Source organism: Rheinheimera sp., from assembly GCF_965283995.1.
In the GTDB taxonomy this organism is placed as follows: Bacteria; Pseudomonadota; Gammaproteobacteria; order Enterobacterales; family Alteromonadaceae; genus Pararheinheimera.
Genome location: NZ_CBDIQG010000001.1, coordinates 2,393,081 through 2,406,750, shown reverse-complemented (window position 1 = coordinate 2,406,750; position 13,670 = coordinate 2,393,081). Strand labels below are relative to the sequence as shown.

At 53.3% G+C, this 13,670-nt stretch carries 5 protein-coding genes and 1 tRNA gene; 2 read left to right on the top strand and 4 right to left on the bottom strand.

The genetic code is table 11. The features are described from left to right. Positions 1-171: 171 nt before the first annotated feature. Both ACQ66Q_RS10855 and ACQ66Q_RS10850 read right to left on the bottom strand, forming a co-directional pair. The gene (locus tag ACQ66Q_RS10855; protein WP_430456815.1) at positions 172-957 is read right to left on the bottom strand and encodes a LytR/AlgR family response regulator transcription factor; all 786 of its coding nucleotides are present in this window, start codon (positions 955-957) and stop codon (positions 172-174) included. After that, positions 944-1,960, bottom strand: a complete 1,017-nt coding sequence (locus ACQ66Q_RS10850; RefSeq protein ID WP_430456814.1) for a sensor histidine kinase — start codon at positions 1,958-1,960, stop codon at positions 944-946. The genes ACQ66Q_RS10855 and ACQ66Q_RS10850 overlap by 14 nt, the downstream gene beginning before the upstream one ends. Positions 1,961-2,463: 503 nt before the next feature. On the opposite strand from ACQ66Q_RS10850, the gene ACQ66Q_RS10845 reads away from it, so the two are divergent. After that, positions 2,464-3,144 (top strand): hypothetical protein, encoded by a 681-nt coding sequence (locus ACQ66Q_RS10845; RefSeq protein WP_430456813.1) that lies wholly within the window; start codon positions 2,464-2,466, stop codon positions 3,142-3,144. Between the two features lie 422 nt (positions 3,145-3,566). Here ACQ66Q_RS10845 and ACQ66Q_RS10840 read toward each other — a convergent pair whose 3' ends face one another. Next, entirely contained in the window at positions 3,567-10,766 is a 7,200-nt protein-coding gene (locus tag ACQ66Q_RS10840; protein ID WP_430456812.1) for an Ig-like domain-containing protein, read from the bottom strand. Positions 10,767-11,437: 671 nt separating this feature from the next. Continuing rightward, positions 11,438-11,524 (bottom strand) — tRNA-Leu (locus tag ACQ66Q_RS10835). A 552-nt stretch (positions 11,525-12,076) separates the two neighbouring features. Here ACQ66Q_RS10835 and leuA point away from each other — a divergent pair. Next, on the top strand, positions 12,077-13,648 hold the full coding sequence (gene leuA, locus ACQ66Q_RS10830; RefSeq protein WP_430456811.1) for a 2-isopropylmalate synthase: 1,572 nt from the start codon (positions 12,077-12,079) through the stop codon (positions 13,646-13,648). Positions 13,649-13,670: the final 22 nt, after the last annotated feature.

Here is a 13,670-nt window from a genome sequence, read left to right as displayed (position 1 = left end):
CGGGCAACGTCTGCAAAACACCACTGATGTCTCTGCGCAGCACTGCCCGCCAGTAATAGGTATTTAAATTACCTTAGCGCAGAGAGTACATAACTACAATGCGGCGCTCTGTCTCGAAACTTTCTTAGACAGTGGTTTGTTGATGATCAGAAATATGTGCAACCACTCCCCTCACATCTGCTTAAAATGGTGCAGATAGCTGCGGCTGACCGGCAGGTTTTCGCTGCGGCCTTTTAAGTAGACGGTGGCGGTTTCGTTGTCGCCGCGAATGACGTGGCTGACGCGGTCCAGATTGACCACGACTGAGCGGTGGATTTGCACAAAGTGGCTGGCATCCAGCTGTTCGACCAGCTCTTTCAGTGGTGTGCGGATCAGGGCGACGGCGGCCTTGCCTTCGTGGTCGCGCCAGCCAACCAGCGTGTATTTTTCATCGGAACGCAAGAAATCAATGTCGCTGACGGCGATCATCCGCACCGACTGGCCGATGGATGCTTTAATCCAGCGTAACGGTTCTGGCGCGGCTTTTTTCTGTAACCGCGCTTCTAATTTGTCCAATAACAGATCGATATCAGGCGCTTCCTGCGCCGTGCCTAAGCGTTCGCGCAGCCGCAGCACCGTTTCTGCCAATCGGTCCTGAACCACGGGTTTGACTAAATAATCTAATGCGCCCTGGGTAAAAGCTTCGACGGCATATTCGCTGTAGGCGGTGACAAACACCAGATGCGCACCGCGGCCAATTTGGCGTGCGGCCTCAATGCCGGTCATGCCCGGCATGTGGATATCCAGGAAACATACGGTGGGTTTATGCACCTGATACTGTTCCACTGCTTCGCGGCCATTACGCGCCTGCGCGACGATAGTTAATTCGGGCCAGGTCGCCGCAAGCATCCGCGCTAACGCACTGCGCAGCAAAGGTTCATCGTCGGCGATTAACGCGGTTGGCTTAGTTGGCAGCATATGATGCTCCTGCAGATGCGGCAGTTGGTGCAGTCACGGCAGGACTCCATTGCGCCGGAATGTTGATATTGACACAAAAACCATGTGGCTCCAGTGCCGTCAGGCTGAGTTGGGCCTGACCGGCAAACACCAACTGCAGGCGTTCCCGCAGATTAGCGAGGCCTGTGCCTAAGCCCTGACTCGCCTGCTTATCACTTAACCCAACGCCGGTGTCTTTCACCTCAGTCAGACAACGACCGTCTTGTAACCGCACCGAAACGTCAATCCGACCGCCTTCTTCACTGGGATCGATGCCATGGCGGATAGCGTTCTCCACCAGCGTTAACAACGTCATCGGCGGGCATTGCACGGCCAGAGCCTCGGGTTCAGCGTGGATCGCAAACTGCAGCCGATCAGGCATCCGCATATGCATTAATTCAAGATAAGCCCGCACCAACTCTAATTCTTGCCCCAACGTGGTGGCACTGTTATGCAAATTGGGCACGGCCGCGCGTAAATAGGTGATCAAACTTCCCAGCACTTCGGAGGCCTGTGAAGAGCCGGAATCGACCAGTTCACGCACGTTGGCTAAAGTGTTAAACAAAAAATGCGGCTCGACCTGCGCCTGCAATAAACGCAGCCGAGAATCCAGTGCATCTCTGGCTAACTTGCTACGTTCCAGCTCAAAAGACAACGCCTGGCGCTGCGCCTGGCCGCTGATATGACGGTACAGCGCCGACATCGCAATCCACGGTGACACTACCAGACCGATGAACAGCAAAATCGCAAAGCCAAACATTTTTTTCGGATCCGTACTCCACACTTCCGGATGGGCAAGGTTGGTCACGGAAATGATCAACACAGCCGCAAAAGGTGCCACGACCGCGACCGCTAACACCTGCAACACCCAGCGCGCCATCCAGCTCGGTAATTTTTTTGGCCAGCGCTCGAAGATGCCAAAAGCGAGCAATTGCACGCCGCCGAGCATCAGCAGACGGATTGGCGGTATTACCCAGCTGGACACAAAAATGGGGATCCACAGCGCGCTGAACAGCACACAGACCAAAAGCAATAAGCGCAGTCGCTGCCAACCAAATATCGGCGGAGGCGCTGGCGGGGTCGACGCTAATGAAACAGCAGGTTCATCATGTTGCATAGTTATACGCGCTCTAAAGTGTCAGCAGAATTTTTCATTGGTAATCTCGCTGCGTTTAGCAATGAGGGAATACGTCTAGCTTACACTGCAAAGCACTAGCAGGGATGCCCTCAGATGATGGCTGACGCCTTGGTTGGCGTAAATGACGCTATCGGCAGATGAATGACGGGCGCTTTCCGGTCCGGAACAATGAAGCCGCCACAATGTAAACACAACTATATAGCCGCAGCAAAGACCATCGTTTTCGTCATCTGTCAGCATAGAACGTCGTCAGGTCTGTCCGATCCGCAGTTCATCAATAGCAGCGCCGAACTACGTCCTGAAGTGGCTTATTCTGTCAGCATCAAATCTGCAACGACAAAAGGTTATTTATGACGTGGATCCATATTATCGCGGGCTTAGTGGCCATTTTGGCTGGTGCAATGGCGATGATTGCCGCCAAAGGTTCACCGCTGCATCGCAAAGCCGGCAATATGTTTACCATGTCGATGCTGATCATGACCGGCAGTGCCGCGATTGTTTCATTCTTCCTGCGCACCGACCATGTGACTGGCGTGGTTGCTTTGGTCACTGCCTATTTGGTGGGGACATCCTGGTTGGTCGTTAAGCGCAAAGTCGCGGATAGCTATCGGCTGTTGGCCGGCCTTGCTGTGGTCGCGGCGATAGTGGGTGTGTATTCACTGAGCCTATGGTTCAATTTTGTCGAAGACCCAAAAACTCTGATCACCAGAAACAGCCCGCCCCAGACATTGGTCTTTTTCGGCGTAGTTAGTTTGTTATGCGCAGCGCTGGATCTGCGTTTGTTACGGGCCGGCCAAATAGTGGGTGCGCAGCGTTTGGTAAGGCATTTGTGGCGGATGTGTTTTGCCATGTTGATTGCCACCGGGTCTTTTTTCGCCGGTCAGATGCAGGTATTCCCGGCGATTGTGCGCAAGAGCACATTGTTGGGGCTGCCTGTCCTGCTTATCCCGGTGCTGTTGGTTATCGTGACAACACTGTATTGGCTGGTGCGGACTTTATTGAAGCGCAAGCGCGTTAAAGCAAGCGCTTAAAGCTCAGCTTTTTGGATGACCAGGACATGATAAACATGACCGGTTATTGGCTTTGATTCGGACTATGAGGTTGTGGCTGATGGTCTGGGAGAAAATCTGGACTGTAAAAACCACAAGGGGTCAGCAGAAGTGGTGCCCGGGGCCGGACTTGAACCGGCACGCCCTTTCGAGCGAGGGATTTAAAAGCAACAATCCAAAAAATAACACTACAAAACAATCACTTACAATAAATAAGAAAGTTTAGAGCGCTTTTGGGGGGAGAGCCAATGCGAATACTCAACGTAAATCTGGTCAGTCAACCCAGTTTCTATATCCTAACTACCACACACTATTGAATCACAGCAACTCTGCTGAATAATGAAAGACCTGCATTATGAATTAAAAATGCAGGCCTTCTTTTTCAGCTATTAATACTCACTACTTCAAAATCGGTAACTGATCGTAAACTGCAGCACCTGAACATCTTCCGGCTCCAATGCTATTTGCTGCCAACTAACCCCGGCAGCCCAATGCGCGTCATGCAGATATTGCAGGGCCAGGCCGTAATAGAGGTCAGTCCCGTCCGTTTCACTGTTCAATGTGCTACCGTTCATCGTACTACTCAAATCACTTTTCCAGCTGTGCATGCCCAGCGGTAACTGCAATCGCCAGCCGTATTGCTGCCATAAGCCAATCCGCAGGCCAGCAAACACACCATCACCAAGCACCGGCGTCAGCTGCTGCACGGCCTGATGATACTGCACCGGGGTCAAGGTGTCCGCTGCAATGTCGGCCTCGCCTTCGCCAAGGTCCAGATAACCGACTTCGGCGTCCAGCCGCTCGAACCACTGATACTGCAGGCTCAGACTGAACGCCCGGTCCGAATCATCAATACTACGCACAGCGCCGGCTGGCAGCGCCTGTTGCAGCGCAGAACCCGACTGCGAGACCTTACTCTGCCCGGCCCCCAATTGCAGCTGCCAGTCGCCGGCCTGTGCCAAACCGGCCAGCGGCAGTAACAACAGCACGCCGTACCGACGTCCTAATCCCAGCAGCATCAGCACCGTCAGCCACAGCGCTGACGTCGCGCCACCGGAGGACTTGTTGCTGACGGTGACCGTCTGGTATGCGGTCACCGTGACACTCACCTGACCACTAGCCTCACCACCAAATCCGTCACTGATGCGATAACTGATTGTATCCGTACCGCTGAAACCGGATTTTGGCGTGTAGCGCAGCCGATTGTCGGTTTCGATAGTGACCGTGCCGGTCAGCGCGCTGGCACTGACCACTTTCAGCGGGTCACTGTCTGCATCGGTATCATTGCCAAGCACATTGATGCTGATAGCCGTACGGTCATCGGTCGCTGCCGTGTCAGCTCCGGCAATTGGCTGGTTATTCAGCCTGACTGTCACAGTCAACTCGCTGCTGGAGGTGCCGCCTTTACCGTCACTGACGCTGTACACCACGACATCTGTCCCAACATAGTCTTTCGCCGGGGTGTAAGTCAGACTGCTATCAGCCTCTATTTTCACCACACCGAAATTCGCCACCGCCTGACTGACGGTCAGCGCGTCATTGTCCGCATCCGTGTCATTGGCCAGAACTTTCACCATCACCGCCTGATTCATCCGCGTGGTGGTGGTGTCAGGTTTGGCCTGCGGCAGTTTATTCGAACTGACAGGCACTGCAACACCACCCGGGTCCACAATCGCTGCATTGACTAAACCATCAGCATCATTCGGCCCGCCGTCTTCGACTGTCACCTGCACACACCAATGATTGGCACTTAAGCCTGCTGTGTAAGCAGCATCACCCGGTGGCGGACAGAAACCTTTTTCGCCCAGCGCACTGCGCACATTATTTTTGCTATCGCTGACAAATGCCACCCAACCTTCTCTGTCGTTATATTTCCGGTATACAGCGTTGGCAGGAACAGGGGAACGTTGTGGCAGAATCAACTGATAACTCTGTCCGGCCTGTGGCAGGTCATAGGCGATGAAGTCAAAAATACCGCCTATATTCTGCGCAGCTGTATCGGTCTCAATTTCCGTGTTGCCGAGCTCTAAACCACCGCTGCTGGCCAGAATCGATTGCTGGCCACGACGCAGGCAGGCTCCAGGCTCACCTTCTGCCAGGAACGCCTGTTGCTCCGTATCCGCTTCCGGCACTACGTTACATTCACTGATGCTGTCCTTGTAATCCGGCAGGCCATCGCGGTCTTCGTCAGCAAAGCCTTCCAGATTATCTGGGATCAGGTCACCATCCGTATCTGTGCTGGTCAATGCCGGCAATGACTGCTGCACTACCAAAAACAGTTGGGCCGTGGCGCTCTTCGCCGGACTGCCATTGTCTGTCGCCGTCACACTGATCGGGTACACTCCCGGCGTCAGCGCAGATGGGTCCACACTGCGGCTGTTGGCATCGACACCGGACAAAGGCAACGTAGATTGCCAGCTCAGCGTCAGCACATCATTGGCGTTGGCATCCGTCGCTACAGCATTCAGCGCGACCAGGCCACCGTTCTGGCTCACCGTCAGCCGGTTTTCGCCTTGTTGGCTCGAATTCAGACTCAGCACAGGAGCCACGTTATTTTCAGTGATCTGCACGGTCGTGCTGCGCTGCGACCCGGCATTCACACTGCCGAGCGTGATAATGATATTTTCACCGTTATCACTGACCGCATCGTCCAGTACATCGAATTCCAGGCTGGTACTGAGACCACTGCTGATTTCGATAGTACCGCTACTAAGCGTATGGTCGTTGCTGCCAGCGCTGCCTGACACGGTGTAAGGCACTTGCACCGGATAGCGCACGGCCGGGCCATTGAGCAACATTTCAACACGCACAGCACTGCCTTCACTGACCACCTGATTTTTACTCAGGGATACCAGAGGATTCACCCGGACCTGTTGCGTTTTGGTCGCGGTATTGCCTTCAGCATCGGTTGCCTGCCAGTACACCTGATGCACCCCCGGGGCGAAGAACAGCGAGCCGTTCACCATCGACACCCTTAGACGCCGGCCATTTCTGTCAACGGCGGTTGCAGTCCCAAGTTGCACCCGGGTAAAGAGCGCGGTGGCGTTGACTTCAATATCCGCCGGTACAGTAATGACCGGCAGCAGGTCACTGGCTGCGCCGGTGATTGTCAGACTGACAGCCGCGGTGGCAAGACCTTTTTTGCCATCACTGACACTGTATTGGAGTGTGACCGGGCCTGTATATTGTGCCGGCGCGGTGTAATTGAGGCTGGTGCCGCTGACAGTGACAATCCCGACCGCAGCCGAAGCGCCGGCCAGCTGCAGCGTGTCGCCATCAACATCTTTGTCATTGCCAAGCACGCTCAGCACATATTGGTCGTTATTGCTTCGCGCCAGACTCAATACATCATCCACTGCGACCGGAGCATCATTGGCTGGCGTGACGGTCAGGTTGTACGTTGCCGGCGCAGAGCTTTGCGTGGCGTCTTTGACAATAAAGCTCAGGCTGTCCGCACCATGGTAGTCTTGCTGTGGCGTGTACAACCAGGCGTTACCGCTTTGCGTTAAAGTCCCGTGTTGTGGTTGCGACTGAACCTGCACCGTCAGGACATCCCCATCAGCATCTGTGCCTCCCAAATCAATACTGGCCGGCTCATCTTCGTTCAGCGTGCTGCTGCCTGGTGTCGCGACTGGCGCCGTATTGGCAATCACCTGCAGATTAAACGCCGGCAGGGTGGTGCTGACTTTGCCGTCGCTGACACTGATCACAATACCGCTGGTCGTCCCGGCATCCGTTTGCGCCGGCGTGCCGCTCAGACTGCCGTTACTGGTACTGAAACTGGCCCAGCCGGGTTTGTTGTTAATACTAAAGCTCAAGGTGTCATTGGCGTCCGCATCACTGGCTGACGGCGTGAAGCTATACGCCGTTCCCGCTTTGACACTGGTCGCAGGCGTGCCGCCAATCACCGGCGCTTTGTTGCCTGTTTGCACTGTAATACTGAATGCCGGCAAGCTGGCACTGGCTTCACCGTCACTGACACTAATGACAATACTGCCACTGCTGCCCACATCCGTTTCAGCAGGAGTTCCGCTCAAGGTGCCGGTACTGCTGCTGAAACTTGCCCAGGCCGGCACATTGCTGGCGCTGAACGTCAGGGTTGTGCCGGTATCGGCATCACTGGCTGTTGGTGTAAATGCATAAGCCACATTTGCCGTTGCCGTTGTGGCCGGACTGCCGGAAATCACCGGCGCGACATTCAGACTGGCCGGGACCACCGCGTTGGATGCTGCTGAGGCACTGCTTATGCCGGCTGCATTCGTTGCTGTGACGGTAAAGGTATAACTTTGACCTGTGGTCAGGCCGCTAATAGTCGCCGGAGAAGCCGCGATATTCACCGGCGTGCTGGCTGGTGTGCTGTTGACGGTGTATCCGGTAATAACGGCACCGCCATTTGACGCCGGCGCAGTGAATGTCAGACTGGCACTGGTTGCTCCTGTCACTGTGGCAATCCCAATCACCGGCGCCCCCGCTACCACCGCATTCACCGTAAAGCTACGGCTGACCTGAGTGGCCGCCAGATAGCTGCCATTGCCCGCCTGGTCGGCGTTAATAGTACAAGTGCCGGCAGTGACAAAGGTCAGAGCGCCGCCACTGGTGCTAGTACAAACCCCGGTAGTACTGGATGTGAAAGCCACAGTCAGGCCGGAATTTGAAGTGGCCGTCAGCGTGGGCGTAGTGCCAAAGTTCTGCGCGCCCGGATTATTAAAGGTGATGGTTTGTGCCGCTTTTGGCGTGATGCTGTTTGATGCCGCCGAAGCAGGGCCGGTACCGGCTGAATTATCCGCCGTTACAGTGAACATATAAGCCTGACCATTGGTCAGCCCGGTCACGATAATCGGTGATGTCGCACCTGTGCCGGTCAGCCCGCCGGGATTCGCGGTTACTGTATATCCACTAATCATCGCGCCACCGGTATTCACCGGTGCGGTAAAGGCGATACTGGCCTGTGTATCACCCGCAGTGGCCGTTGCCGCTGTAGGTGCCCCTGCAACGACAGCCGTCACAGTAAAGCTTCGACTGACCTGAGGAGCGGCCAGATAACTGCTGTCACCGGCCTGGTCCGCATTGATAGTACAAGTCCCCGCCGTAATAAACGTCAGAGCGCCACCGCTGGTGATAGTACAAACGCCGGTGGTACTGGAAGTGAAAGTAACAGTCAGGCCAGAGTCCGAAGTGGCAGTCAGTGTTGGTGCTGTACCAAAGTTCTGCGCGCCGGGATTATTGAAAGTTATGGTTTGTGGCGATGCCGGCGTAATAGCGTTTGATGCCGCAGACGCGCTGCCAGTCCCGGCACTGTTCGTCGCTGTCACACTAAAAGTATAAGCCACGCCATTGGTCAGCCCGGTCACGGTAATGGGCGAGCCGGCGCCCGTGCCAGTCAAACCTCCCGGGTTCGACGTCACATTGTAACCGCTGATATTGGCACCGCCATTGCTGGCTGGTGCGCTGAATGCCACTGACGCTTGTGTATCGCCAGCTGTGGCGGTGCCGATGGTGGGTGCGCCTGGCACTATGGCATTGACGGTAAAAGTCTGAGGCACTGTTGGCGCGGCATTAAAACTGCCATTGCCGGCCTGTTCGGCGTCAATTGTACAGCTACCCGCAGTAACAAAAGTCAAAGCGCCGCCAGATGTAATAGTACAAACACCTGTGGTACTGGAGGTGAACGTCACCGTCAGGCCAGAATCTGAGGTGGCCGACAGCGTTGGCGTTGTGCCGAAGGTCTGACTTCCCGGATTGGCGAACGTAATCGTTTGGTTTGCCTTCGGCGTCGCTGAATTAGATGCTGCGGAGGTCACGCTGGTACCAATCGCATTAGTCGCCACCACGGTGAACGTGTAAGCGGTTCCGTTGGTCAACCCGGTGACCGTGATGGGTGATGTGGTAAAACCATTGCCGCCGGCCGTGATACCCCCGGGGTTCGACGTGACGGTATAGCCGGTAATGGCTGAACCACCATTATTGCCCGGTGCGGTAAAGGCCACCGAAACCTGCCCATCACCCGCTGTGGCAGCACCAATAGTCGGTGCATCCGGCGCTGTTGGAATGGCCACTGTGTGCGTGGTGCCGCTGGTGTAGGCGACAACTGCATTACCTGCATCATCTATTACGTTGGTAGATCCAAGATGATTCAGTTTAAGCGTGCCATTCCCTGCAATACCAGTTAGCTGAATCAGAATACTGCTACCAGAATTCGCCGATACGTTGTTAATAGTGCCTGTAGCACCACCAGTTGAGCCCAATGCGAAATCATCTATCGAGACGTTACTGACCGATTCACTGTAGTTGACTGTGAAGTCAACACTGGGGTCTGTGGACTGAGCTCCACCATCGGGTACTGAACCAGTCACCGTTGGCGCAATGTTGTCGACTGTTGCATTACTGCTATCTGCAACAGTTGTACTATTCCCTGCATTGTCTGTAGCGGTGACGGAAGCGTTACGGTTTATTGCATCAATAGCACCTGCAACAATGGTGTATGTAGCTGTCCAAGTGCCTGAGCTGTTCGTTGCTGTAACAGATGCTCCTCCGCCAAAAGCACTAAAATTCATGGTCACACTACTAATAGTGTCTGCATTGTTGTCTCCGCCAGCGGTGTTGTTCCAGCTCGCAGTGACAGTATCGCCAATTTTAAATGCTCCGCCGCTACCGGACGCCCCGGAAATACTAATGTTCCCATCACTGACGGTGGGAGTCTGATTATCCAGCGTTGCATTCGAAGTATCTGCAGTCGTCGTACTGCCGCTGGCTTTAGTCGCCGTTACACTGACATTGCGATTTGTGGCATCAAGAGCCCCGGTAGGGATCACGTATGTTGCAGTCCAGGTATTGCTGCTGTTAGTCGCAACAACTGCTGCACCACCCCCAAACTGGGAGAAATCGACGGTAACGTCGGTGATACCGCTATTGTTATCCCCACTCCCGGTATTATTCCAGATGACCGTGACGGTATCTCCGGCCCTGAACGCGCCACCACTGCCACTCGCACCACTAATACTAATTTTTGCATCTGTCACTGTGGGGTTCGCACTAATCACATTATTAGTTACGGGTTTGTTAGAGAAATTTACACCACTGTTCCCTGAGAAATCTAACATAGCGCCAGTGTCGGTGAAATCCAAAGTCAGCGTAGTACCCTGTGAAAGCGCCGGCGAAACGTTGAGTGTCAGTACCGTACTGTTGTGAGTGTTGTAGCTGAGTGTCCGGGTAACACCGCCTTCTCTGAGCGTAAAATCAGCTCCATTACTGTAATAATCAATGTCTTCATCATATGTAATATCAATCGTGGTCCCTGCAGAATTAGTTGCTGCGCTGACAAACTGCGGCCCTGTCGTATCAGGCACTGTACAGGTCACTGTAACGTTGATAGTTCCACCATTGGCAATGTATTGCTGAGTTGTGAAAGTTATCGGGCTGGTTGTACAACCCGTTGCCTGGGCAAAATTTGCATGGTTATAAACAACTGTGAAATACCCTGCTGTGCTACCAAGGTTGACTGCACTATTGGTCACATTACCGCTGAGATTCAGCCGTGCATTACCGCCATTTGGAACTTCATCGTAGTTACCGTCATTTCTTGCAGTGTTGGACCGAAGGAACATGACCTGACCCGGTGCAGGATTCCCACGGGCAAGATACTCAGAATGGGTCTGATAGGTGACATATGCAGTAATTGCTGCATGCGCTGCACTAAAATGAAAACTAATGATTAAAATCAAAAACTTAAAGAGATTTCGATAAAAACTCTCGTAGTTAGCATCCGGCATGAGTGTCTCCAATAGTGGAATTTACCTATCTATTTGTAGACCAATAATCGGACTATATCTAAAAGTTCATACACGATTCGTTTGTTGAGGTATGTGTCGAACAAGCCAATTTTTATAAATCCGGCAACCTGATTCCAAAAAAAAGATCCCCAGAATTGATACAAATTCTACGGCGGAAGGGTTGCAGTGTATGCGTGATATCAGGTTTTCCTGCAAAGCTGCAGAGTATTTAACGTCTTTGTAAAACAAAAAACCATGTCAGCTCAGGTCTGCGGGTCTTCGTTAGTGATGAGTGTGTGGAGCCCTGTGCTGCTGGTTATCGTGACAACACTGTATTGGCTGGTGCGGACTTTATTGAAGCGCAAGCGTTCAATCAGCAGCTCACAAGCGTAAGTGTTTGGTATGCCGGCTTTTATGGATAAGCCATTCAGGGATTAAAATACGATCAAAGGGAATTTATCAGCGGGTTTGGCACAACGATTTAAAACAAATGAGGAAACAAGAAGTGGTGCCCGGGGCCGGACTTGAACCGGCACGCCCTTTCGAGCGAGGGATTTTAAATCCCTTGTGTCTACCGATTTCACCACCCGGGCAGAGTCGCATGTGCAGGCGCACTTGGCAGAACGGCGGCGATTTTACGCTGGCTTTTACCTGAATGTCATGTGCTTTTTGCGCCTTCCGCCAAATTTTTGCCTGAATTGCTGATTTATCAGCCACTGCATCACCACTCGGTCGCTCAAACTACTGCTCCGATCTCAAATTTAGCCATCCAGAAATCTATATAAAAACCAACAGCTTAATAATTCATCAGCCAAAAGTTGTATCCATTTAGCCATCTATACTGTTGCAATCAACATTTTGGCGTGATATTACTAGAAACGCTGCAGCTTTGTTCAGATGTGTATCTGCAGCACCATGCGCCGGCAATGATGGCCAAGCGCCCGAAAAAAGACAGAGTAATGAATCACTTAAACACTATGACCGCCATTCTCCTCAGCCTCCTCGTGCTCCTAATCGGACCTCGGGGTGTTGTGCATTGGTCGTAGTGTAAATACGGATCCAGCAAACAAACCCCGAGCCACAGGCCGGGGTTTTTTGTTACCTCAAGGTCTGATGGGTGAAAATTTCAGCAAGAGGAACAGGACATGAGCAGCGACAACAAAATCTGGATTTTTGATACCACATTACGCGATGGCGAGCAGGCGTTACGGGCCAGCTTAAGTCATAAACAGAAAATCCAGCTGGCCCATGCCATTGCGCGCTTAAATGTCGACGTGATGGAAGTGGGTTTCCCGGTGTCATCGCCGGGTGATTTCGCCTCGGTACAGGCGATCGCCCAAAGCGTCAAAGGCCCAATCATTTGTGGCCTGTCACGCGCAGTATTCGCCGATATCGACGCTTGCGGTGAAGCTTTAAAAGACGCCGAGCGCCGCCGTATTCATACCTTTATTGCCACTTCCCCGCTGCACCTGCAATACAAATTACGTAAAACCTTAGAGCAAGCCACGGAGCAAGCGGTTGCCTGTATCCAGCATGCCCGTCGCTATACCGACGATGTTGAATTCTCCTGTGAAGATGCCGGCCGCACGCCAATTGATGACCTGTGCCGTATAGTGGAAGCGGCCATCAAAGCCGGCGCCCGCACTATTAATATTCCGGATACCGTCGGCTATACCATTCCGAACGAATTTGGCCTGATCATCAGCCAGCTGATGCATAAAGTGCCGAATATCGATCAGGCGCGTATTTCAGTGCATTGCCACAACGATTTAGGTCTGGCCGTAGCGAACAGCATCAGCGCCATTCAGGCCGGTGCGCGGCAAATTGAATGTACCGTCAACGGTATCGGTGAACGGGCTGGTAACTGCTCGCTGGAAGAAGTGGCGATGATTATCAAGACTCGTGGTGATTTCCTGCCTTATTACACCGATATCAAAACCACCGAGATTTACCGCTCCAGCCACCTGGTCAGCCAGATTTGTCACATGCCAATTCAGCCGAACAAAGCCATTGTCGGCGAAAACGCTTTTGCCCATAGCTCCGGTATTCACCAGGACGGCGTATTAAAAGCGCAAAACACTTATGAAATCATGTCGCCGGAACAAGTCGGCATCCGCACTAATGAGCTGAACCTGACGTCGCGCTCTGGCCGTGCCGTGATCGCGCACCGCTTAACCGAAATGGGTTACAGCAAAGAAGATTACGATTTAGACCAGATTTATCAGGCGTTTTTGACGCTGGCCGACCAGAAAGGCCGGGTGTTTGATTACGACCTGGAAGCCTTAGTGTTCTTCCAGAATCTGCAGGATGACGACGAGCATTATAAGCTGGCGTTTTTAAGTTCCAGCACCCATACCGGCCACGTCGCCAGTGCAACTGTTGGCCTGACTGCCGGTGAAGAAACCTTCACGGAAGCCGCCACCGGCAACGGCCCGGTCGAAGCCGCGTTCCAGGCTATTCATCGCATCGCCAAACTGGACCTGAAAATGGTCGACTACAACCTGCAAGCCAAAGGCGAAGGCGAAAACGCGCTGGGTCAGGTCGACATCATTATCGAATATCAGGGCCGGCGTTATCACGGCGCGGGTCTGGCCACCGACATCGTGCGTTCATCCGTGTTGGCCTATGTGCATGTGCTGAACCTGATTGAACGCAGCAAACGCATTGATGCGGTGAAGCTGGCGCGTAAAAACGCCGACAGCGCCATCGAAAAATAATTCGCTTTAACTTTTTTGAGAC